The sequence below is a fragment of the Saccharopolyspora sp. NPDC045941 genome, assembly GCF_056431445.1.
The window spans coordinates 18,234-39,887 of sequence record NZ_JBWKKU010000079.1 but is presented as its reverse complement, the minus strand read 5'-3'; the positions used below and the strand labels follow the sequence as shown (position 1 = coordinate 39,887).

Here is a 21,654-nt window from a genome sequence, read left to right as displayed (position 1 = left end):
AACCACCAACCACCGAAATGGTCGGGGGCATAAAAGAACACTAACCAAAACAGTCCGCTGTTGAGTTCTCAAAGAACACACCCACACCATCACCCAACCCCTAAACCAGGGATCGAAGCTCCGGGGAGCATTTCCTCGTTTTCGCTTTCGTGTTTACCACTGTAGAGCATCGTGATTTCCCGTGTCAAACCGGGGGGTTCGCTTTCTCAACCGACCCAATTCGTTATCTTTCGGGACCACTTGGCTCTTCAGTTATCAACACACGTAAGCGTTTCGCTTTATCAAGTCTTGCCTTTCGGGCTCGCCCACTCTACCACTCAGTCGTGGGAGCTTGGTTCGCGACCCCGCGTCAGGCTCGGCCCGGTTTTCCCGGCCCGTGTCGCGCTGACTTGGATAAATTTACACACCCCCGAAACACCCCTTGCAACCACCCCCCTTTAAACGTCTTGGAGGCTCATCGACAGGCCGTTCGTCTGCGAAAACAGGCTTGTCGCCACTCCCGATGCGCCTTCTCAGAGGACCAGCGACAGGAGACGGGAACTCAGGGACTTTCCGTGGGTGTCGAGGGCCAGCGATGTAGTCACCCCGCCGTCGAGCGCTTGGCGGCAGGTGAACTGCAGCCCGCACAGGTTCGGGAGTTCGTAGCGCAGCACCTCGCCCCGGATGTGACCGGCGAGGTGCTCCCGGACCCGCTCCGCCGTGACCTCCCGGACCAAGAAGGAGAAGTCGTCGTCGCGATAGGGGAACAGCGACAGCGTCGAGGTGTCCCCCTTGTCGCCGGCCCGGCAATGGGCGATTTCATGCAGCAGCATCGTCGGCCTCCAGCACCGTCACCCGCGTCTCGACGTCAGATCGGGGAATGAGCGCCGACACGATGCCGATCACCTCTCGGACATCGGCGCGAACACCGCCGCCGCCCGCCGGCCCGTTCGTGTAGAGCGCTTCGACCTCGTGGCACACGACGTCGGCCGCCGTCGGATCCGGCGCCATCGCCGCCACCCGCAGGCGGCACTCATCCGTCGGCTCGCCCGAGTCCCTGAGCGCGCCGAGGACTTCCGCTCTGATGCGCAGTCCGGTGCCGCGCAGCCTGGTGGTGACCACATCCGCTGCCAACCGTGCCCGGCCGGCGGCGTTCGGCCCGGCATAGCTGATGCCGCACTCCGCCCGGTACCCGGCGCGGTAGCCGACGCTCACCTTCAACTCGGCAGGGCGGGCCTGACCGGCGGCGCCGCTGATCCGGACCCGGTCGGCGCCGGTCTCCTCCGCGTGCACCGGGCGAAAGTCCAGCACCACGTCGGGAGTGCGGTAGCCGGTCGGGTCGGTCACCTCGTAGAGCAGCTGCTCGCGCACCGTCGCCGTGGAGACGACGCCTCCGGTGCCCGCGAGCTTGCCGATGGTCGCAGTGCCGTCCGATGCCACTTCCGCGAACGGGAACCCCAGCTCCGCCAGGTCCGGCACGTCCTTCACCCCGGGGTCGGCGAAGTAGCCTCCGGTCACCTGCCCCGCGCACTCCAGGACGTGCCCGACGAGCGTCCCGGCCGCGATCCGCGGCCAGTCGTCGAGCTCCCAGCCCAGCCGGTGCGCAAGCGGCGCGACGAACAGCGACGGATCCGCGACCCGACCGGTCAGCACCACGTTCGCCCCGGTGTCCAGCGCCGGAAGCAGCGCGTCCGCGCCCAGGTAGGCGTTCGCGGAGACGACCGCGCCGTGGTCGGCGAGCGGGACCCCGTCCTCCAGCGCCGGAAGCCGCAGGTCGAGCCGGTCCAGCACGTCGTCCCCGGTGACCACTGCGATCTTGCCGCGCACGCCCAGGTCCACCAGCAGGTCACGGGTGACCTCACCCGCCGCCAAGGGATTCGCCGCGCCCATGTTCGTCACCACCCGCACGCCGTGCGCGCCGGCGACCGGCAGCAGCCGCTCGAAGCGCGCACACAACCGCGGGTCGTAGCCGACCGCCGGGTCGCGCAGCTTCCGCTGCTGACCGAGCGCGATGGTGCGTTCTGCCAGGCATTCCAGGACCAGGTCGTCCAGGCCGGCCCGCGCCGCGAGGTCCACCGCCGGTCCGATCCGGTCGCCGGCGAACCCGGCTCCGCTGCCGATGCGCATCACAGCACCCCCGTGACCAGCGCGACTGCGGTCATCACCAGCGTCGTGCCGAACGCCCACTTGAAGATGAACCGCTGGTGGTCGCCGAGATCGACCTTGCTCATCCCGAGCAGGATGAACGTCGAGGCGGTCAGCGGGCTGAGCGGGAAACCGGTGGTCATCTGGCCGAGGATCGCGGCCCGCCCGATGGCGGCCGGATCGCCGCCGAGCGCCGCGGTGGTCTCGGCGAGCACCGGGACCACGCCGTAGTAGTACGCGTCCGGGGTGAACACCAGGCTGAACGGCATGCTGGTGATCGCGGTCGCCACCGGCAGCAGCCCGGCGGCGGAGTCCGGGATGACCGACACCAGGCTCTCCGCCATCGCCTTGATCATCCCGGTGCCGGTCATGATCCCGGTGAACACTCCGGCGGCGAAGATCACCGCGACGACCAGCACCACGTTGTACGCGTGCTTGGTCAGCAGTTCTTGCTGGCCCTGCCAGGACGGCCGGTTGATCAGCAGCGCCGCCAGGAAGGCCAGCAGGAAGAGCACTTCCAGGTCCGCGAGCTGGGCGAGCAGGCACACGACGAGCACCAGCGTCAGGGCCGCGTTGGTCCAGTACCGCACCCGGTCGGCCCCGGTCGGACGGGCGCGGTCCGCGACCGCCACCTCGATGACGCCGAGCCTCTTCCGCTCCGCGCGGCCGATCAGGTAGGCCGCCAGCAGCACCCAGAGGATTCCGGCCAGCATCGCGGGGAGCACCGGGAGGAACAGCTGGCTGCTGTCCAGCTTCAGCGCGGCCATCGCACGGGCCGTGGGGCCGCCCCACGGCACCATGTTCATCACGCCCGCGGCCAGGCAGATCACGCCCGCCAGCACGATGCGCCGCATGCCCAACCGCTGGTAGATCGGCAGCAGCGCGGACACCGCGATGAGGAACGTCGACGCGCCGTCGCCGTCGAGCGCGACGAGCAGCGTGAGCAGCGCGGTGCCCAGCGTGATCTTCAGCGGATCGCCCTTGGCCCAGCGCAGGATGCGGGTCACCGCCGGGTCGAACAGCCCGGCGTCGACCATCAGGCTGAAGTAGAGCACCGCGAACGTGATCATGATGGCCACCGGGGCGACGGTGATCAGGCCGTCGGCGATCAGCGAGCCGAGCCGGCCGCCGAAGCCGCTCGCCACCGCGGCGGCGATGGGCACCAGGGTCAGTGCGAAGAGCACCGAAACGCGTCGGGACAGCACCAGGGCCAGGAAGACCCCGATGGTCAGGAACCCACTCGCGGCGAGCATGCAGCACCTCCGTTGCCGGACGGACGTACTGTGATCCGCGTCGCTCATGCACGTCAAGCAAGAGTTACTGATAGATTAATGTGCTGTGAGCATGGATCTGACGCTTCAGCAGCTCCGGCTGGTGCTCGCCGTGCACGACGCCGGCAGCTTCACGCTCGCCGGCGATCAGCTCCACCTGGCGCAGTCGTCGATGAGCCGCACCGTCCGCGAGGTGGAGCGCAAGCTCGGCATCACGCTGTTCGAGCGCACCACGCGGAACCTGGTCATCACGCCGGAGGGCAGCGAGTTCTGCCGGGTGGCGCGGCGCGTGGTCGAGGCCTTCGACGCCGGGATCAACCACTTCGAGGGGTTCCTGGCCGGCAGCCGCGGCCGGGTGCGGATAGCGGCACTGCCGTCGCTGGCGGCGATCCTGCTGCCGCCCGTGGCCTCCGCCTACCGGGCGGCGCACCCCGAGGTCGAACTGTCCATTGAGGATGGCATGTCGGACGAGGTGCTGCAGCGGGTCCGCGGCGGCGCGGTCGACCTGGCCGTCACGGTGGTGCCCGAACCGCTGCCGGACCTGCAGGTCCGGCCGATCGCGACCGACCGGTTCTGCTGCGTTTTCCCGCCGTCGCACCGGTTTTCCGAACACCGGCGGCTCGACTGGGCGGACCTCGCCGGCCAGCCGCACATCGCCTTCGACCCGACCAGCAGCATCCGGCAGCACGCCGAACGCGCCTTCGCCGCCGCGCAGGTGCGCCCGGACGTCGTGCTGGAATCGCGGAACATCACCACCGTCGCGGGGCTGGTCGCGGCCGGGCTCGGCGTGGCGGTGATGCCCGGGCTGGTGCTGCCGCTGGTCCAGTTCGCCGGGCTCGAACACCGGGCGCTCGGCGACCCCGAAGTCCGCCGCCGCATCGCCGTGGTCCGCGACCCGCACCGCCCGCTCGCCGCGGCATCCGAAGCGTTCATGACCGCGATCGGCCAGGCCCAGCACTCGGCCGAGGCCGCGGCGCCGGAGACGATCTGGCTCTGAAGCCGCGAGGGATCAGGAGGGCTTGACCGCGCGGTGGACGGCGACGACGCCGCTGATGAGGTTGCGCCACTGCACGCCGCTCCAGCCGCTCTCGGCGATCAGCTCCGCCAGCGCGCGCTGGTCCGGCCACTCCCGGATGGACTCCGCGAGGTAGACGTAGGCGTCCGGGTTGGACGACACCGCTCGGGCGATCGGCGGCAGGGCCCGCATCAGGTAGTTCATGTAGATCGTCCGGAACGGCTGCCAGGTGGGTGTCGAGAACTCGCACACCACCAGCCGACCGCCGGGACGAACCACCCGCAGCATCTCCCGCAGCCCGGCGGCCGTGTCGACCAGGTTCCGCAGCCCGAACGAGATCGTCGCGGCATCGAAGGATTCGTCGGCGAACGGCAGCCGGAGCGCGTCGGCCGCGACCATCGGCACGCCTCGATCCCGGCCGACCGACAGCATGCCCAGCGAGAAGTCCGCGGCGACGCACCACGCGCCGGAACGGGCGAACTCCACCGTCGACACGCCGCTGCCCGCCGCCAGGTCGAGCACCCGCTCGCCCGGCTTCGGAGTCAGAGCCCGCCGAGTCACTTCCCGCCAGCGCCGGTCCTGACCGAAGGACAGCACCGTGTTGGTCAGGTCATACCTACGCGCGACGCCGTCGAACATCGCGGCGACCTCGTGAGGCTTCTTGTCCAAACCGGCCCGAGACACACCCGAAGAGTACGTGGCGGGATCAGCGAGATCACCAGCAAGCCCATCAAGTCCGCATTGCGGAATTCCTATTCCATCCCCCTTCCCTCGATGCCTGGCCACGCTCAGGAACCGGACCGCAACTCGATTCGCAGGCGCTCCCTGAACTGCCCCGCCTTCTCGGGTGCGGCTCCCGTCGCCCCACCGGACGGAATCCGACGCGCTCGTAGAAACGCCGGGCAGCCGAGTTCCCGTCGAAGACCCACAACGCCACGGAGGCCGCACCCCTGCTCCGCGACCATGCCAAGACCGCATCGACCAGGACTTCCGCGACGCCCTCGCCCCGCCACACCTGGTCGACCCACATCGCCTCGAGCCGGTACTCCGCCGGGTCTTCGTCGGCACCGCCGAGACGACACCCACGGCCTCCTGCCCAGCCCAAGCCACGAACCACGGGCCGCGGTCGAGCCGCTCCCGCCAGAACGCCATCGGCCGCGCCCGCTCACCGTCCAAAGTGGAACCGAATGCGGCGGGATCCGCCGCGAGCGCGTGCAGCCGCACCTCCCGCAAGGCGGCCAGCTCGTCGTCGACCACCTGACGAACGGAGATCACGCCACTCATGATGAACGGGAGAAGTGTTGTGGCGCAACGGATTTATTGCGCCAGGCGTGCTGGGCTCGCCGACGATCCGGCCCGTCACGCGGCCAAGGGCTCCACGCGCGTCGCGACCTCGGAGTAGTGCCCGATCAGCTGCTGGCACAGCGCGGGCCAAGTCCGCCCAGCGACGGCGACACGCGCCGCCTCGCCGAACCTCGCCCGCAGCTCCGGGGCGCGCAACTCCGCCACGGCGGCGCGCAGCGCATCCGCGTGCACAGCAGGATCGTCGGCCGGCAGCAGATAACCCGTGCGGCCGTGGTCGACGAGATCCCGAGGCCCGCCGGCATCCGGGGCGACGACCGGCACGCCCGAAGCCATCGCCTCTTGCACCGCCTGGCAGAACGTCTCGTGCGGCCCGGTGTGCACGAAAACATCCAGGCTCGCGTAGATCCGTGCCAGCTCGTCGCCGGTCCGCTGCCCGAGGAAAGCCGCACCCGGCAGCGCCGCAGCGAGGTTCTGGCGTTCCGGACCGTCACCCACGACGACGAGCCGCACGCCCGGCATCTCGCCCAGCGCCGCCAAACGCTCGATGCGCTTCTCCGGCGCCAACCGCCCGACGTACCCGACGAGCAGCTCGCCGTTCGGCGCCAACTCGCGGTGCAGATCCTGATCCCGGCGGTGCGGCGAGAACCGCTCGGTGTCCACGCCCCGCCCCCACCGGTGAACGCGCGGAACTCCGTGCTCCCGCAACGTTTCCACGGCCCACGTCGACGGGGCCAACGTCCGGTCGGCGGCACCGTGCAGGCGGCGGATCCAGCGCCACGCGGCGCGGGCGGTCAGGCCTAGGCCGTACGACTCGGCGAAGCCCGCGACGTCGGTCTGGTAGACGGCAACGGTCGGGACGCCGATCCGCCTGGCAGCGGCCAGGCCGCGCGCCCCGACGATGAACGGCGACGCCAGATGCACGACATCCGGGCGGAATTCCTGCAACCCGCGCAGCAACCGGCGCGTCGGGAAGCCGATCGGCAACGATGAGACCAGCGGCAGGTCCATCGCGGGCAGCCGGATCACCGGGAAACCCGCGTACTCCTCCGGGCCCGCTCCCGGCGCGATCACCAGCGCCGCATCACCCCGTCGCCGCAAGTGCTCCAGCACTCGCAGCACGGAATTCGTCACCCCGTTGATTTGCGGCAGGAAGCTCTCGGTCACGATCGCTATGCGCACGCGGCACACCGTGACGGCCTGGACCGGCGAACAGTCGACCGCAACGTGACGGCACCGCCAACGCCAACCGAAGAGCACGCCAACTCGCCGACCGGGCCACTCGCCGCGTGCGGCAACTCGCAATCGTGACCTGTAGCTCCACAACCGGTCACCTGAGTGTTGCACTCCGGTCACCCACCGCACGGAGCCTGGGACGGCATGACGGTCCTGCCCTCCCCGCCCGCGCAGATCGACCCCGCCCTGGTTTCGCGGGCGTTCGAAGTCGCCGGCCGACTCGCGAACGATGCCGCTGACGTGATCATCGCGACCGCGGGCCGGGGAGCGCGCCCCGAGCCCACCGAATCGCCGTTCGACTGGGTCACCGACACCGGCCGCACCCTCGAACGGCACACCCGCCGGATCCTCGCCGACGAGTTCCCCGGAATCCCGGTGTTCGGCGAGGAATTCGACGCTGCGCCCACCACCGTCGCAGAGCACTGGGCCGCTCGCGCCGGTTCCGCGCGGTTCCGCTGGTCGGTCGACCCGGTCGACGGCACCGCCAACTACGTGGCGGGCCTGCCCTGGTGCGCCTACAGCCTGGCCATGCTCGACGAGCACGGGCCGGTCGTCGGGGTGGTCGCCGATCCGTACCGCACGCAGATCTACGCCGCGGCCCGCGGCCGCGGCATGCGCGCCAACGGCACCCCGGTTCGGCTGCCCGTGCAAGGCGAAGCGCGCGGCGGCATCGTGTGCACGGAGCTGACCAAGAACGGGCCGTGGCGCGGCATGGACCGGTTCATCACGAACGCCGCGAGCGCCCAGGTCGGGGTCCGGCTGCTGGGCTCCCCGGCGCTGGCCATCACCCAGGTCGCGCTCGGCCACGCGATCGCCGCGGTCCTCGACTCGTACGAGGAGTGGGACGTCGCGGGCGCGCTCGCGCTGGCCACCGAATCCGGCGCCACCGTGCTGGACCGCCGCGGCAGCGCGACCGCGCTCCCGCTGGACGGGCTGCTGGTGGCCGCGCCCGGCGTCGCCGCCGATGTGCACGACTGGTGGCGGCAGGCCACCGAACGGAGCTGATCGTCAGGCGGCCGTCATCAGCGCGCGAGCGGGAGCCGAACCCGGGGGCGGACCGAACACCGCCGACATCGGCCGCAGCAGCGGGAACTGATCGCGCAGCACCAACACCTGCTCGTGGACCCGGCTGAGATCGGGTGCGGCGACCAGTTCCACGACCGCCTCCAGCACGTGATCGGTGACCATCCCGAACCTGGCGGCGGCGTCGTCGAGCTGGCTCTGCACCCGGCCCACCACGGCGTCATCCCGCGACTCGCTGCCCTCCAGGCCGCGCCCCAGCTCGGAAAGCGCCCGAACGTTCGGCAATTCCGCGTCCATCCGCCGGACCACCGTCTGCAACTGGTGCCGGGCCTGCGTCGAGGACACCGCATCGACGGCCCGAGCGGCTCGGTACACCGCCTGCTCGCACCGCTGGACCTCGTTCAGCCACTTGTCCGGCACGGGCGACGGGGACGCGACCGGCTGCGTGGCGGGCGGCACAACAGCGGATCCGGCAGTCGCTTTGGCTCTCCGCCTCCGGGCGCAGAAGACGGCCGACATCACCCCAGCCCCGCACGCTCCCGCGATCAAGGCGACCAGCACCTGCACCCAGATTCCGTCCATGTCGAGTTGTGTCCTTCCGCTTCGCCGAAGAGGCATCCGAACCGGTGTCCCGCCCGCGGCCACCGGTCCGACGTTGTCGACCGGACCGAAGTTCCCGAGCGCCCCCCCAGATCACTTTGCGCCTGCCAGGCCCCGGAGTTCTTGGGGGAAAGTACTCAATCTGATCGCCTGTGCCGCAGCTCTCGGACCTGATCAGAGCTGCGCCGCGGATCTGGCCAGGTACTGCATGTCGGCGAGCAGGAATTCCATGCCGCCGGTGTGCTCGCCGTCGCGGCCGCCGGGCCGGACGAACCCGCCGAACTCCGTCGGGTCCGGCCGCTCCAGGCGGGCCACCGAGAGCACCTCGTCCAGCACCTCGCTCACCTCGCCGCGCACCACCGCCGGATCGACCCCGCAGCCGGCATCCGCCAGCCGGGCCTCGACCGGGTGCGGTGTGAACAGCTCGCCGGTCATCGGCCACACCCGCTGGAACCCGCCCGTCATGCGCCGCGCCGAGGCGGCGTTCGCATCGCCGAGGCGGATGACCCACTGCGCGGCGTGGTCGCGGTGCCTCCTCAGGCTTGCGAGGGACCGTGCGGCCAAGGTGGCCAGTACGGCGTCCCGGCTCCGCATCAGCCGTTCGAACACCGCCACCCGCCACGCGGTGTACAGCAGCAGCCGCGCGACGGTGGCCGAGAAGCCGCCGTCCTGCCCCGGCCCGCAGTCGATCTCGACCAACCGCACGTTGCGGAACTCCGCGGCGGTCCGGAAGTACGCGAGACTGTCCTCGCCCCGCCCCGCGCCTTCGACCTCACCCGCGCGGTGCAGCAGGATCCTGGCTTCTCCCAGGAGATCGAGCGCGATCGCGCCGAGCGCCGCGGCCTCTTCCAGCTCCGGGGCGCGGACTCCCCACTCTGACAACCGGTGCGACAGGACCAGCGCATCGTCGCCGAGCATCAGGCAGTACTGCGCGAGATCCAGAGCGGACGCACCACTCGGAACCGAACGATCCACAGTGGACATTGAAGGTGCGCCGAGCACCCACTGCTGCACATCCGACGCACTGGACTGCACTTCAGACGTGTTCATGGCGACCTCGCAGACGCGGGCCGGCGGCCAGTCGGCACGTGCGAACCGCTTCCCCCACGAGCAGGTCCACATCGGTCGTGCGAATCCGCCGCTAGCCCCCTTACGGCGGGGAAACCAGTGTCACACCACCCGACCGGATTAGGGAAGCCTGATCAGCGGCACAAGGGACCAAGGACTCACCGCGCGGTCGGCCGCCGGAGCAGCCAGTACACCGGCAGCAGCACCGCCCACAGCACGGCGAGCGAGCTGGACACCGGCAGCAGCGAAAGGGTCATGTTGCGGCCGGCCACGCGCACCAGATCCGGGTTCCGCGAGTCGTACTCGACCCGGACCAGCTGCCCGGCCTGCAAGTCGGCCGGGTAGAGCACGCCGTTCGGCGGGATGTAGACGCGGCCCTCATCGGTGTTGAAGCGCACCACGGTCCGGGTCAGCGAGGTGTCCACCACCTCGGCCACCGCTTCGCCCTTGGACTCCTCGATGGTCCGGTCGTTGATGAAGCACGCACCGACGATGGACAGCCCCATCACGGTCAGCAGCAGGCCGAACACCAGCACGCCTCGCGCCGCACGCGCTCGCCCCCGACGATGGGGCGGCACCGCAACCGGCTGGTCACCGTCCGTACCGGTTTCGGTCACCGAGTCGGCCGCGTTCTGCGCCACCGCATCGCTCGCCACGGTGACCGATTGTAGGCACCCCGTCGGCGGCCACGCGCATGCCTTCGGTGCCGCCCACCTGTTGGCGAGCGACGCATACCCTCCAGGAGTGGCGACTACACCCAGGCTGCTGACGGCGCGAACCCGAAGGCTCGAAGCGGGCGACCCCCGATACGACCGGCCCCTGCTGGAACTGCTGCCGAGCGACTCCGTGCTCAGCTGGGTCCGCGACGGCTCCGGGCTCGTCGGCTGGGGCTGCGCGGCCCGCCTGGACGTTGCCGGTCCCGACCGCTTCAACCGGGCCGACGACTGGTGGCGAGAGCTCTGTCACCAATTCGAGGTCGACGACTCGGTCGGGCTGCCCGGCTGCGGTCCGGTGGCGTTCGCCAGCCTGGCCTTCGCCGACGACCCCGGGCACTCGGTGCTGATCGTTCCCGAGGTCGTCATCGGGCAACGGGACGGCGTGCGCTGGATCACCACGATCGGCGACGGCTCCACCGAACACCCGCCGGTCGAGCCCGTGCACCCACCCGGCACGGTGTCCTACAGCGACGGGCAGCTGTCCGCGACCGGCTACCGCCAGGCCGTGGCCGAGGCCGTGCACCGCATGCGGCGAACCGGCCACCTGGACAAGATCGTGCTCGCCCACGACCTGCTGGCCAGCACCTCCGAGCCGCTCGACGCCCGGTTCCTGCTGAACAACCTCGCCGCCCGGTACCCGACCTGCTGGACGTTCGCCGTGGACGGCCTCGTCGGCGCCACTCCCGAGCTGCTGCTCGAACGCGAGGGGTACGAGGTGCGGTCCCAGGTGCTGGCCGGCACGGTTTGGCCGCGAGAAGGACACACCACCGAGCAACTCGCCGCCGAGTTGATGGCCTCCGCGAAGAACCGCAGCGAACACGCCTACGCGGCGGAGTCACTGGCGGTTCGCCTCCGCCCCTTCTGCAGCGACCTCACGGTGCAGAACGAGCCGGAGGTCCTCCGCCTGCGCAATGTCCTGCACCTCGCGACGAACGTCGAAGGCAAGATCAGCGATAGCGGCACCCGCGATGGCGACGCAACGCTGCTGCGCATGGTCGCCGCGGTGCATCCGACGGCCGCGGTCGGAGGAACCCCGACCGATGACGCCGTGCGGGCGATCAGCGAGCTGGAAGGGATGGACCGGGGACGCTACGCGGGGCCGGTCGGCTGGCTGGACGGCAGCGGCAACGGCGAGTTCGCCGTGGCGCTTCGCTGCGCCCAAGTGGAAACCGCCGCCGCACCCGGCACCGAGGCCGAGCGCGGCGGCGGCAGGATCCGCCTGTTCGCCGGGTGCGGAATCGTCCCCGAATCCGACCCCGACCAAGAGGTCGCGGAGGCGGAAGCGAAGCTGCTCCCGGTCCGCGAAGCCCTCGAAGGCGTCCGCTAGCGAATCAGTGGTCGTGCAGCAGGGCGTGGGTGCGGTCGATCTCCGCCACTGCCTTCGGCGGCGCCACCGCAACGCGGGTCGCGCTCACCGGCACGCCCGTCGCCTCGCCGACCGGCGGCCTGCCCTTGGTGAACAACCAGGTGTTGAACAGCTCGTCGAGCTGCTTGCCGGAGCGCTGCTCGGCGAGCGCGATGAACTCCTCGATCGTGCCGGTGGAGTAGCGCTTCTCCGACACCCAGGTCCGGATGATGTCGAGCAGGGCCTCATCACCGACCACGTTCCGCAGGGCCTGCAGGGTCATCGCGCCCCGGTCGTAGACCGCGTCGCTGAACACTTCCTCCGCGCCGGGCTCGCCCGGCAGGACCTGCCAGAACGGGTCGTCGGCCGGGTGGGACGCGTAGTAGTGGTCGAACAGCTCCTGCGCGGTACCGGTGCCCTTCGCCTCCGACCAGAACCACTCCGCGTAGGACGCGAAGCCTTCGTTCAGCCAGATGTTGCGCCAGGTGTCCACCGACACCGAGTCGCCGAACCACTGGTGCGCGTTCTCGTGCACGACCACCGAGGTGTTCGCCCCGTTCCGGAAGAACAGGTGGCTGTAGGTCGGCCGGGTCTGGTTTTCCAGCGCGAAGTTCAGCCCCTCCGAGGAGACCAGGCCACCCTGCGCCTCGAACGGGTAGTCACCGAGCAGCCCGGTGAGGAACTCCACGACCTCCGGGGTGCGCTCGACGCTGGCCTTCGCCGGGCCCGCGAACTCGCCGAGGTTGTCGGAGTACGCGGTGACGAGCGGCTGCCCGAACGCGCCGGTCTTGGTGCTGATCTCGTACTGCCCGACGCCGATGAACGCCAGGTAGGTGGCGGTCGGCTTGGTCGTGCGCCACTGCCAGGTGGTCCAGCCCGCGAGGCTGGCGGTCTTGGTGTTCACGCCGTTGGACACCACCTCGGTGCCGTCCGGCACCGCGACGGAGACGTCGAAGGTCGCCTTGTCCCTGGGGTGGTCGTTGCTCGGGAACCACCAGGCGGCGATCTCCGGCTCCCCGACGGCGAGCGCACCGTCGGAGGTGCGGATCCACGGCTTCAGGCCATCCACCTCGACCGTGGACGGCACGCCCTCGTACTCGACGACGAAGGTCGCGAGGCTCCCCTCGGGCAGCGCCTCCGACGGCGTCACCGTCAGCTCCGAGCCGTCCTGCGAGAACTGCGCGGGCGCGCCGTTGACCCGCACCGACTTGGTGGGCAACGCGAAGTCCAGGTTGAACGCCGTCAGGTTCTGCGTCGGCTTCGCGACGATCGTCGTGGTGCCCTGCAGATGGTCGTCCGCGGGCTGGTACCGCAGCTGGATGTCGTAGTGCGAGACGTCGTATCCACCGTTGCCGTAACCGGGGAAGTAGTCGTCTCCCGCACCGGGCGCCCCCGGTCCGTCACTGCCGGCCAACGCCGGTGTGGCGAGCAGAGCCGTTGCGCAGCACGCCGCCGCCGTGGCTCGCAGGCCGTGTCGTCGAAACACCTGCCACCTCCTCGAACATCATGGTCGCTAGGAGAGTAAGGAGGCTCTCATCGACCAGGCATGTTTTCGGATCACAGGTTTTTCCCACAGTGCAGCGAAAATCCGCGAACGAATGCGGCGGGAGCACCGGCTACGGCCGACCGACTGCCCCGATCTGCGGATAAATACCCACCTTTCGAGCGACACCGGTCGCCCCGGCCTCGCCCGACGAACGTGTGACGCCGATCGCCCCGATTGCCGGGCAGATCGAATCCCGAGCGGCGAGAACACCGGTGCGCAGCCGGAACAGCCGTGCTAGATGCCCGGGAATCTTCCATCTCGGGGCGGCGATGCCCTGGGTCCGCAGGCACAACCGGCCACCGCAGGTTTCACATGCCGCGCGGACACCGACGATTCACGACGAGCCTCCGGATGGCTGGGAAGCCAGCGCGCATAGCGGTGCCGGAGCACGTCACGTTCGGCGGTGGTGGGCAGCAGGACGTCCGAGCCGCCGTCGCAGGGGGTTGAATCCGCTCCAGGGACGAATCGGCGATCATGATCCCGCCGCTGACGTCGTCGGCAACGGAACGCAGCAGGTCATCGACAGCGCCGCGCCGCCACACGATCCGGCTAGGCGTGCTTCAACTCGTGGGCCGGCGGAGGGTGCTGCGGCCAGCGTCGTTGCCAGAGCCCCAAGAGGTCGCAACCAGCCACCCGAGCACGGTATCCCCGCAGATTGGCCGACAAGCCCTGCCGTCAGCCGAGCAGTGCCGTGCGGACTGCGGCCAGCAAGCGCTGGTGCACCGAACGCAGCGCGGTGCGATCTGCCCGCACCTCGACGACGCGCAGGCCCGGCCGCCACTGCAGGGCAGCGGTGAGCTCGGATCGCTCGCGCACCAGCACATGGTCGACACCGTGCGCCGCGCAGAGCTTGCCGATGTCGGTTCCGTGCGGCGTGGCGAAGACCCGCTCGAAGGCCTCCCGGTGCTCGGGGCTTCCCTGTTCCAGCAAGGCGAAGATGCCGCCGCCGTCGTCGTTGAGCACGACGATCGTCAAGTCCGGCCGCTGTTCGTACGGCCCCAGCATCAATCCGTTGCTGTCGTGCAGGAAAGTCAGGTCGCCCAGGAGCGCGTACGCCGGTTGACCGTGCGCGACCGCGGCGCCGATCGCGGTCGACACCGTGCCGTCGATGCCGGCCACACCGCGGTTCCGGTGCACGACCACATCGGACCGCTGCCGCGCGGCCAAAGCGACGTCGCGGCTCGGGTTCGACGAACCCAGGACCAACAGCGCCTGTTCCGGCAACGCATCGACGACCTCGCGCGCCACCGCGGCACCGCTCGGCCAGCGCTCCAGATCGAGTGCGGCGTGCAGTGCCTCGGACGCCTTCTGGTCGGCGTGCTGCCACGCCGTGAGCCATTCGGGATCGGCATCTCCCGGCGCGGCACCGAAAGTCTCCGCAACCTCCCGCAAGTTGTGCGCCGGAGCCGCCCAGTCCACCCCACCGTGCGCGAGCAGCACCTCCACGCCGGTATCCGCCAGCAATAGCTGGACCTGCCGGAAAACAGTCGGGCGACCGACGCACAGCACCTGCTCGGGCCGGTGCTCCTGCATGAACTCGGGCAGGTTCAGCAGCCACATCCCGGTGCTGATCGCCGCCGAGCCGCCGACACCCACGCCACCGGATTCCGCCAACACCGGCCAGCCGTACCGATCGCCCCACTCGCCGGCTTTCTCGGCACCCCAGTCGGCGACGAGCACGAGTCCGCGCCGCGCATGCACCCGGGACAGTTCACTCGGCGCCTGACCTCGCTCGGAGACGTCCGTCCACCGTGCATCGTCCGGGCGGCCGGCCAGCGACTCGCACCACTGCTCGTCCCCGTCCGGCACCAGTGGCTCCCGGAACGGGATGTTCAGGTGCACCGGGCCGCCTCGCCCGCCGCCGGCCGCAGCGTGCCAGGCCCGGCACATCTGGCTTCGCCAGTACGCGTTCTGCCCTGGCCGGCTCTCCGCGACCGCGAGCTCGTCGAACATCCGTACCTCGGCGCCGAACAGCCGGTGCTGATCGATGGTCTGGTTGGCACCGGCCGCGCGCAGCTCCGGCGGGCGGTCCGCGGTCAGCACGATCAGCGGGACGCCCGAGTGGTATGCCTCACTGACCGCCGGATGCAGATTCGTCGCCGCGGTACCGGACGTGCAGACCACCACGACCGGCGACTGCGTCCGCGACGCCAGCCCTAACGCGAGAAAACCCGCGCTGCGCTCGTCGATGCGAACGTGCAGCCGTAACCGCTCTGCGTGCGCGGCTCGGTACAGTGCGTAAGACAGAGGTGCGTTGCGGGACCCCGGGGAGAGCACCACCTGCCGCACCCCGTTGCGGACGAGCTCGTCGACGATGACCTCAGCCTGGGCCGTGGACGGATTCAACCGATCACCTCTGAACATCGCTTGCGAACTCCGGCCGAGGGGGCCATGGTCCCTCTCGCCCTCGTTCGCGCAAGCGCCGGGCAGCTGCGGGGAGGCCCCCGCGCTGAACGCCTGCTGCGCCTATTGTCCCAGGTGTGCAGAATCCCCGTGTCTCTGAGCTGTTCGATCCGGCTTTGTGGGAGCCCGTGGCGGGCTTCGACTTCACCGACATCACGTATCACCGCTGCGTCGAGGACGGCCCCGGGAAAGGCACCGTGCGCATCGCGTTCGACCGCCCGGACGTCCGTAACGCCTTCCGCCCGCACACCGTCGACGAGCTGTACCGCGCCCTGGACCACGCGCGCATGACCAGCGACGTCGGCTGCGTGCTGATCACCGGCAACGGCCCGTCCACCAAGGACGGCGGCTGGTCCTTCTGCTCCGGCGGCGATCAGCGGATCCGCGGCCGTTCCGGGTACCAGTACGCCGACGGCGAGACCTCCGACACGGTCGACCCAGCCCGCGCCGGGCGGCTGCACATCCTCGAGGTGCAGCGGCTGATCCGGTTCATGCCGAAGATCGTCATCGCGGTCGTGCCGGGCTGGGCCGCCGGCGGCGGGCACAGCCTGCACGTCGTGTGCGATCTCACGCTCGCCAGCGCCGAGCACGCCCGCTTCAAGCAGACCGACGCCGACGTCGGCAGCTTCGACGGCGGCTTCGGCTCCGCCTACCTCGCCCGCCAGGTCGGCCAGAAGTTCGCCCGCGAGATCTTCTTCCTGGGGCGGCCCTACACGGCCGAGCAGGCGCACCAGATGGGCATGGTCAACGCGGTCGTCCCGCACGACGAGCTGGAGGCCACCGCGCTGCAGTGGGCCCGCGAGATCAACGGCAAGTCCCCGACCGCGCAGCGCATGCTCAAGTACGCGTTCAACGCCATCGACGACGGACTGGTCGGCCAGCAGCTGTTCGCCGGCGAGACCACCCGCCTCGCCTACATGACCGACGAGGCCGTCGAGGGGCGCGACTCGTTCCTGCAGAAGCGGACCCCGGACTGGTCCGCCTTCCCCTGGTACTTCTGAGCCGCCGGGACCGGTTCCGGGCGGGCCCGCACCGCTTGCTCCGGCGCGGGACCGGTCTCGTCCGCCATCGCCCGCAGGCGATCGGCCGAAGAGGTCCACCAGCAGGTCGGCCGGGCACACAAGCACGATCAGAACCATCATTTCCTCGACTCCTTCCAAGCGCGTACCAATTTCATCGGCCAAGAATTCGAACACTTGATCGCTAGAACAGGTGATCGAGTGTCGAAGTTCTCGCCGCGGCCGCGCGCTCTCCGAGGCCGGTGCTCCCCGACAATGGGCAGATGCCGAACGCCCGCGACCTGCAGCCGCTTCCCGTGCCACCCGGATCCGGGGCATTGGCCGTGCTACCTGCGCTGACGCGGGCACTGCACGGTGCCGGGCCGGCGCTGCTGCCGATCGCCGCCGGAGACGCGGCGGAGTCCCGCCGACTCGTCGCCGCCCTCGCCGACGGCGCACCGCTGACCAGCGCCGAGGACCATCCCGACGACCCGACGGCGCTGGTCATAGCCACCTCCGGCTCCACCGGCACCCCGAAGGGCGTGCTGCTCCCGGCGTCGGCGCTGCGCGCTTCCGCCGAAGCCACCCACCGCCGCCTCGGCGGCCCCGGCAACTGGCTGCTGGCGATGCCCGCTCACCACGTCGCGGGCATCCAGGTCCTGGTGCGGGCACTGCTGACGGGCACCAGCCCGCATGCCGTCGACACCTCTGCCGGGTTCCGCCCCGACGGGTTCGCGGCGGCGGCCCGGCAGGTGCTCGCCGCAGATGGCCCGCACTACACGGCCCTGGTACCAACGCAGCTGTCCCGGCTGCTCGACGCGGGCGGGGATGGCCTTGCCACGCTGCGGAAATTCGACGCGGTGCTGCTCGGCGGCGCCGCCACACCACCGGCCTTGCTGCGCCGGGCCCAGGACTCCGGTGTGCGGGTCACCACGACGTACGGGATGAGCGAGACCTCTGGCGGCTGCGTCTACGACGGACGACCGCTGGACGTCGCGAAGGTCCACGTCGACGGGGCGACCGGGCCGATCCTGCTGGCCGGGCCGATGCTGGCCAGGGGATACCGGCATCAGCCCGACGCGCCGGCATTCGCCGACAGCTGGTTCCGCACCGGCGACCTGGGCCGGTGGCAGGACGACCGGCTGGAAGTCCTGGGCCGCGCCGACGACATGATCATCAGCGGCGGGGTCAACGTGGCGCCGCTGCCGGTCGAGCGGGTCCTCACGGAACAGCCAGGGGTCCGCGAGGCGTGCGTACTCGGCGTGCCCGATCAGGAGTGGGGGCAGGCAGTGGTCGCCGCCGTCGTGCCCGCGGATCCGGTCGCCCCGCCTGCCGAGGACGCGCTCCGGGCCACGGTGCGCGAGCGGCTCGGCGCGGCAGCCGCGCCGAAGCGCATCGCCTTCCTCCCGGAGCTGCCGCTGCGCGGGCCTGGGAAGCCGGATCGGCGCGCGTTGGCGGCGCTGCTCGTTTCCTGAATCCGGGGAGGCTCTCGCCGACGGTCCTCGCGGGTGCGCGAAGATGACTCACATGGCGACTGTCGCTCAATGGATCGAAGGCGCTCGCATCCGCACTTTCCCGAATGCGATCGCACCAGTGCTCGCCGGCACCGGCGCGGCGGCGGGGATCGACAAGTTCGACCCCGTGACCGCGGTCCTGGCGCTGCTCGTCTCCATGCTGCTGATCATCGGGGTCAACTTCGCCAACGACTACTCCGACGGCATCCGCGGCACCGACGACGACCGGGTCGGCCCGTTCCGGCTGGTCGGTTCGGGTTCGGCGAGGCCGAGCGCGGTGCGCGCGGCGGCCTGGACCTGCTTCGGGCTCGCGGCCGCCGCCGGGCTCGGAGTTGTCATCCTAAGTGGACATTGGTGGCTGCTGGCCGTCGGCGCGCTCTGCATCGCCGGGGCCTGGTACTACACCGGCGGCAAACGCCCTTACGGCTACGCGGGTCTCGGCGAGCTCGCCGTGTTCGTCTTCTTCGGCCTGGTCGCGGTGCTGGGCACGATGTACGTGCAGGCCGACACGATCTCGGGCTCCGGCATCGGCGCGGCGGTGGGCATCGGATCGCTGTCCAGCGCGGTCCTGGTGGCCAACAACCTCCGCGACATCCCGTCCGACCGCGTCACCGGCAAGCGCACCCTCGCGGTGCTGCTCGGCGATCGCGACACCCGCACGCTCTACGTCGCGCTGACGCTCGTCCCGTTCCTGATCACGGTCCTGATCGGGCTGCGGAACTCCTGGGCGTTGCTCGGCTTCCTCGCCTTGCCCCTGCTCATCGTGCCGTTGCGCGCGGTGGCAGGCGGCTCTCAGGGACGCGCCCTGATCCCAGCGCTGCGCGACACGGGCTTCGCCATGCTGGCGTGGGCGATCCTCACCGGCGTCGCCGTCGCCATCGGCTGACGCGGACGGTCGCCCGGGAACTCGTTCCCACACCAGCTGATGTAGTGCGAACGGCCTGTTCGCCTCGATAGACGAGGTGAACAGGCCGTTCGCTTCATCCGCACCGGCCAGGGGCTCAGGGAACCTGTCACACCACGACGGCCGCGAGCACGTACTCCGCGACGAGCTCGGCCTTCTCGCACTGGTCGGTGCTCGCTTCGCCGGCCGTCACCGAGACCTGCAGCGTCGCGCCCGCCACACCGGCGAACACGGTGCAGTCGCTCGCGCGCATCGTCCGGGTACCGCGAACGGAACCCAGCTGGACCTCGTCGCGGCCGAGCGTCGCGAAGCCCTCAGGCTGGGCGCCGATCAGCACGGAACGCCCGCCCGAACTGGCCTGGAAGGTGCAGCCGCGCACGGGCGGATCGAAGCCGACCTCCCGGAACTCCCCGCGTTCCACCGGAAACGCCAGGGCGCTCAGGTCCCCCCGCTCGACCAGGCCGCAGAGCTGGTCGGCGGGCAGATCGGTGAGCCGTTTCTGCTGTTCCGGCGGCACTTTCCGGGTGATCGACGGGCTCGCAGACTCCGTCGCGGACTCCTCCGTCGAAGTGGTCGGCGTCGGCGGTTCGGAGGTCGGCGGTGCCTGCTCTCCCGACGTGCAACCGGCCACCACGCCGAGCAACGCGACCGCGGACAGCCAACCCCAACGCCTCACCGACACACCAACCTTCCTGCGCGGGCTCCCGCGTTCAGTCTGCCCGGAACTCGCCGGTGGCGTGGAAGCGGTCCAGCACCGCGGTCGGCGCGGTCAAGTCCAGACCTCGCTCGGCGACCCAGACGTCGTCGTAGTAGGTGTGCGTGTAGCGCTCGCCGCCGTCGCAGAGCAGCGTCACGATGCTGCCATTGCGCCCCTGCTGGATCAGCTCCGAAACCAGGACGAAGACGCCCCACAAGTTGGTTCCGGTGGAGCCACCCACGCGCCGCCCCAGAACCTTCTCGACCCAGCGGATCGTGGCGATCGACGCCGCGTCCGGCACCTTGATCATCCGGTCGATCGCCTGGCCGACGAACGAGGGCTCCACTCGCGGCCGCCCGATGCCTTCGATCAGCGAACCGGAGTCGCTGGTGCGGTTCGGGTCGCCGTCCCGCCAGGCGTCGAAGAACACCGAGTTCCCCGGATCCACGACGGCCAGCCTCGTGTTGTGCAGGCGGTAGCGCAGGTAGCGCCCGATCGTCGCGCTGGTACCGCCGGTGCCCGCACCGACCACCACCCACGCCGGCTCGGCGTGCGGTTCGAGCGCGAGCTGCTCGAAGATCGATTCGGCGATGTTGTTGTTGCCGCGCCAGTCGGTGGCCCGCTCGGCGTGCGTGAACTGGTCCATGAAGTGGCCGTCGAGCTCGGCGGCCAGCCGACGGGACTCGTCGTAGATCGCGCCCGGCTCGTCCACGAAGTGGCAGCGACCGCCGTGCCACTCGATGAGCGAGACCTTCTCGCGGCTGGTGGACCTGGGCATCACCGCGATGAACGGCAGCCCGAGCAGGCGCGCGAAGTAGGCCTCGGACACCGCCGTGGATCCCGACGAAGCCTCGATCACCGGTGTGTTCTCAGTCACCCAGCCGTTGCAGATCGCGTACAGGAACAGCGATCGGGCCAGCCGGTGCTTGAGCGAACCAGTCGGATGTGTTGACTCGTCCTTGAGGTAAAGATCGATGCCCCACTCCGCGGGCAGCGGAAAGCGCAGCAGGTGGGTGTCCGCGCTGCGGTTCGCGTCGGCCTCGATGATCCGCACGGCTTCGCTGGTCCAGCCGCGGGTCCGGGCGCAGGAGCGGTCGATGTCGAAGTTGTCGATCACTGCACGTCCGCGGTTCGCTCGCCGCGCAGCTGGGCGCGGAGTTCGGCGCGGCGCGCCCCGCGTTCGGCCATCCCGGCGGCGACCTTGCGACGCAGGCCGCCGAAGACGAGCAGCGACAACGGCATCGCCACCACGACGGCCACCGCGAGCGCGACCAGCATGGGAACGTGCACCAGGACCAGCAGCGCAGTGACTGCGGCCACCAGTCCGAGCCTGGCAAGGGTGTAGAGCGTGATGTCGCGCGTGAGGTTCGGCTGCGCGCCCTGGTCCGAGGTTGGGGCTTTCTGCTGTTCCTGCACGTCATCCAGGGTAGAGCAAGACGAGCCGGGCCCGGCCGGGCACCTTCCGGCCGCCCCACCGCGGACGCCCGAAGCGCCGTTTTCGTCCCTTACCTTCCCTTTACCTAAACCCAAATGTTCGAGTACCTGACCATCGAGGTGCCAGGATGCGACCGGAATGCCCGAAAACCCACTACTCGCAACGTGGAGGTCACCTGTGACCGCGACGACCCAGCAGCCTCGCCAGAACGGTCAGGAGCAGCTCCTCACCCCCGGTGAGGTCGCTGCGCTCTTCCGGGTCGATCCCAAGACCGTGACCCGGTGGGCGACCGCCGGCCGGATCGGTTCCATCCGCACCCCCGGCGGCCACCGCCGCTTCCGGGAGTCCGAGGTCCGCACCCTGCTGGCCGAGCTGACCAACGACGTCAACCGGTCGGTCTGAGCGGCGATCGGTGCGCCGAGCCGACGCCTCGGCCGTCGGCAAGCGCCCCGCCACC

Annotated in this window: 21 protein-coding genes; 7 read left to right on the top strand and 14 right to left on the bottom strand. The window is 70.2% G+C overall.

Features of this window, described 5'->3' with window-relative positions; translation table 11 throughout:
- Nucleotides 1–512 precede the first annotated feature (512 nt).
- The 3 genes from AC07FN_RS39830 to AC07FN_RS39820 are packed head-to-tail and all read right to left on the bottom strand — an operon-like array spanning nt 513 to nt 3,377.
- Nucleotides 513–812 carry an AtuA-related protein gene (locus AC07FN_RS39830; RefSeq protein ID WP_452613428.1) on the bottom strand — a complete coding sequence of 100 codons (300 nt, stop codon included), beginning with the start codon at nt 810–812 and terminating at the stop codon, nt 513–515.
- Complete coding sequence (locus AC07FN_RS39825) at nt 799–2,106, bottom strand: acyclic terpene utilization AtuA family protein (RefSeq protein WP_478400319.1); 1,308 nt, start codon at nt 2,104–2,106, stop codon at nt 799–801. The genes AC07FN_RS39830 and AC07FN_RS39825 overlap by 14 nt, the downstream gene beginning before the upstream one ends.
- Complete coding sequence (locus AC07FN_RS39820) at nt 2,106–3,377, bottom strand: CitMHS family transporter (protein ID WP_358576164.1); 1,272 nt, start codon at nt 3,375–3,377, stop codon at nt 2,106–2,108. The genes AC07FN_RS39825 and AC07FN_RS39820 overlap by 1 nt, the downstream gene beginning before the upstream one ends.
- Nucleotides 3,378–3,468: 91 nt before the next feature.
- Here AC07FN_RS39820 and AC07FN_RS39815 point away from each other — a divergent pair, with 91 nt between their 5' ends.
- A complete protein-coding gene (locus AC07FN_RS39815; protein WP_478400318.1) occupies nt 3,469–4,392 on the top strand; it encodes a LysR family transcriptional regulator in 924 nt (307 codons plus the stop codon).
- A gap of 12 nt (nt 4,393–4,404) precedes the next feature.
- Here AC07FN_RS39815 and AC07FN_RS39810 read toward each other — a convergent pair whose 3' ends face one another.
- The 3 genes from AC07FN_RS39810 to AC07FN_RS39800 all read right to left on the bottom strand — a co-directional run bounded on the left by AC07FN_RS39810 (nt 4,405) and on the right by AC07FN_RS39800 (nt 6,894).
- A complete protein-coding gene (locus tag AC07FN_RS39810) occupies nt 4,405–5,094 on the bottom strand; it encodes a demethylmenaquinone methyltransferase (RefSeq protein WP_478400317.1) in 690 nt (229 codons plus the stop codon).
- Nucleotides 5,095–5,140: 46 nt separating this feature from the next.
- A complete protein-coding gene (locus AC07FN_RS39805) occupies nt 5,141–5,527 on the bottom strand; it encodes a GNAT family N-acetyltransferase (protein ID WP_478400316.1) in 387 nt (128 codons plus the stop codon).
- A 242-nt stretch (nt 5,528–5,769) separates the two neighbouring features.
- A complete protein-coding gene (locus AC07FN_RS39800; protein ID WP_478400315.1) occupies nt 5,770–6,894 on the bottom strand; it encodes a glycosyltransferase family 4 protein in 1,125 nt (374 codons plus the stop codon).
- 198 nt (nt 6,895–7,092) lie between these two features.
- Between AC07FN_RS39800 and AC07FN_RS39795 the strand changes: the two genes are divergently transcribed.
- Nucleotides 7,093–7,953: an inositol monophosphatase family protein gene (locus AC07FN_RS39795; RefSeq protein ID WP_478400314.1), complete on the top strand. Its 861-nt coding sequence runs from the start codon at nt 7,093–7,095 to the stop codon at nt 7,951–7,953.
- Between the two features lie 3 nt (nt 7,954–7,956).
- Here the strand turns inward: AC07FN_RS39795 and AC07FN_RS39790 are convergent, their stop codons facing one another.
- The 3 genes from AC07FN_RS39790 to AC07FN_RS39780 all read right to left on the bottom strand — a co-directional run bounded on the left by AC07FN_RS39790 (nt 7,957) and on the right by AC07FN_RS39780 (nt 10,295).
- Nucleotides 7,957–8,553: a hypothetical protein gene (locus AC07FN_RS39790; protein WP_478400313.1), complete on the bottom strand. Its 597-nt coding sequence runs from the start codon at nt 8,551–8,553 to the stop codon at nt 7,957–7,959.
- A gap of 192 nt (nt 8,554–8,745) precedes the next feature.
- Nucleotides 8,746–9,621 carry a 1,2-phenylacetyl-CoA epoxidase subunit PaaC gene (gene paaC / locus AC07FN_RS39785; protein ID WP_478400312.1) on the bottom strand — a complete coding sequence of 292 codons (876 nt, stop codon included), beginning with the start codon at nt 9,619–9,621 and terminating at the stop codon, nt 8,746–8,748.
- 176 nt (nt 9,622–9,797) lie between these two features.
- The gene (locus AC07FN_RS39780) at nt 9,798–10,295 is read right to left on the bottom strand and encodes a DUF3592 domain-containing protein (RefSeq protein ID WP_478400311.1); all 498 of its coding nucleotides are present in this window, start codon (nt 10,293–10,295) and stop codon (nt 9,798–9,800) included.
- A gap of 88 nt (nt 10,296–10,383) precedes the next feature.
- Here AC07FN_RS39780 and AC07FN_RS39775 point away from each other — a divergent pair, with 88 nt between their 5' ends.
- Nucleotides 10,384–11,682, top strand: coding sequence for an isochorismate synthase (locus AC07FN_RS39775; protein ID WP_478400310.1), 1,299 nt, complete (start codon nt 10,384–10,386; stop codon nt 11,680–11,682).
- Nucleotides 11,683–11,686: 4 nt separating this feature from the next.
- Here AC07FN_RS39775 and AC07FN_RS39770 read toward each other — a convergent pair whose 3' ends face one another.
- Entirely contained in the window at nt 11,687–13,186 is a 1,500-nt protein-coding gene (locus tag AC07FN_RS39770; protein ID WP_478400309.1) for a M1 family metallopeptidase, read from the bottom strand.
- A 735-nt stretch (nt 13,187–13,921) separates the two neighbouring features.
- Nucleotides 13,922–15,592 (bottom strand): 2-succinyl-5-enolpyruvyl-6-hydroxy-3-cyclohexene-1-carboxylic-acid synthase, encoded by a 1,671-nt coding sequence (gene menD / locus AC07FN_RS39765; protein ID WP_478400308.1) that lies wholly within the window; start codon nt 15,590–15,592, stop codon nt 13,922–13,924.
- A 134-nt stretch (nt 15,593–15,726) separates the two neighbouring features.
- Here menD and AC07FN_RS39760 point away from each other — a divergent pair, with 134 nt between their 5' ends.
- From AC07FN_RS39760 to AC07FN_RS39750, 3 genes are all read left to right on the top strand, one after another.
- A complete protein-coding gene (locus tag AC07FN_RS39760) occupies nt 15,727–16,650 on the top strand; it encodes a 1,4-dihydroxy-2-naphthoyl-CoA synthase (RefSeq protein WP_478400307.1) in 924 nt (307 codons plus the stop codon).
- A gap of 281 nt (nt 16,651–16,931) precedes the next feature.
- Nucleotides 16,932–18,122 (top strand): o-succinylbenzoate--CoA ligase, encoded by a 1,191-nt coding sequence (gene menE, locus AC07FN_RS39755; RefSeq protein ID WP_478400306.1) that lies wholly within the window; start codon nt 16,932–16,934, stop codon nt 18,120–18,122.
- A 52-nt stretch (nt 18,123–18,174) separates the two neighbouring features.
- Complete coding sequence (locus AC07FN_RS39750; RefSeq protein ID WP_478400305.1) at nt 18,175–19,047, top strand: 1,4-dihydroxy-2-naphthoate polyprenyltransferase; 873 nt, start codon at nt 18,175–18,177, stop codon at nt 19,045–19,047.
- Nucleotides 19,048–19,174: 127 nt separating this feature from the next.
- On the opposite strand, the gene AC07FN_RS39745 is transcribed toward AC07FN_RS39750, so the two are convergent.
- From AC07FN_RS39745 to AC07FN_RS39735, 3 genes are read right to left on the bottom strand one after another with little or no spacing between them, the layout of a single operon-like run.
- Nucleotides 19,175–19,741 carry a DUF3558 family protein gene (locus AC07FN_RS39745; protein ID WP_478400304.1) on the bottom strand — a complete coding sequence of 189 codons (567 nt, stop codon included), beginning with the start codon at nt 19,739–19,741 and terminating at the stop codon, nt 19,175–19,177.
- A 34-nt stretch (nt 19,742–19,775) separates the two neighbouring features.
- Entirely contained in the window at nt 19,776–20,879 is a 1,104-nt protein-coding gene (gene cds1, locus AC07FN_RS39740; protein ID WP_478400303.1) for an L-cysteine desulfhydrase Cds1, read from the bottom strand.
- Nucleotides 20,876–21,178 (bottom strand): DUF4229 domain-containing protein, encoded by a 303-nt coding sequence (locus AC07FN_RS39735; RefSeq protein ID WP_235883979.1) that lies wholly within the window; start codon nt 21,176–21,178, stop codon nt 20,876–20,878. The genes cds1 and AC07FN_RS39735 overlap by 4 nt, the downstream gene beginning before the upstream one ends.
- A gap of 196 nt (nt 21,179–21,374) precedes the next feature.
- Here AC07FN_RS39735 and AC07FN_RS39730 point away from each other — a divergent pair, with 196 nt between their 5' ends.
- Nucleotides 21,375–21,599 carry a BldC family transcriptional regulator gene (locus tag AC07FN_RS39730; RefSeq protein ID WP_093269525.1) on the top strand — a complete coding sequence of 75 codons (225 nt, stop codon included), beginning with the start codon at nt 21,375–21,377 and terminating at the stop codon, nt 21,597–21,599.
- Nucleotides 21,600–21,654 lie beyond the last annotated feature (55 nt).

What these genes read in the sequence shown, in the direction of transcription:
- menE (WP_478400306.1), top strand. Translation starts at nt 16,932, where the DNA reads ATGCCGAACGCCCGCGACCTGCAGCCGCTTCCCGTGCCACCCGGATCC.
- AC07FN_RS39830 (WP_452613428.1), bottom strand. Translation starts at nt 812, where the DNA reads ATGCTGCTGCATGAAATCGCCCATTGCCGGGCCGGCGACAAGGGGGAC.
- AC07FN_RS39820 (WP_358576164.1), bottom strand. Translation starts at nt 3,377, where the DNA reads ATGCTCGCCGCGAGTGGGTTCCTGACCATCGGGGTCTTCCTGGCCCTG.
- AC07FN_RS39825 (WP_478400319.1), bottom strand. Translation starts at nt 2,106, where the DNA reads ATGCGCATCGGCAGCGGAGCCGGGTTCGCCGGCGACCGGATCGGACCG.
- AC07FN_RS39815 (WP_478400318.1), top strand. Translation starts at nt 3,469, where the DNA reads ATGGATCTGACGCTTCAGCAGCTCCGGCTGGTGCTCGCCGTGCACGAC.
- AC07FN_RS39795 (WP_478400314.1), top strand. Translation starts at nt 7,093, where the DNA reads ATGACGGTCCTGCCCTCCCCGCCCGCGCAGATCGACCCCGCCCTGGTT.
- AC07FN_RS39750 (WP_478400305.1), top strand. Translation starts at nt 18,175, where the DNA reads ATGGCGACTGTCGCTCAATGGATCGAAGGCGCTCGCATCCGCACTTTC.
- paaC (WP_478400312.1), bottom strand. Translation starts at nt 9,621, where the DNA reads ATGAACACGTCTGAAGTGCAGTCCAGTGCGTCGGATGTGCAGCAGTGG.
- AC07FN_RS39790 (WP_478400313.1), bottom strand. Translation starts at nt 8,553, where the DNA reads ATGGACGGAATCTGGGTGCAGGTGCTGGTCGCCTTGATCGCGGGAGCG.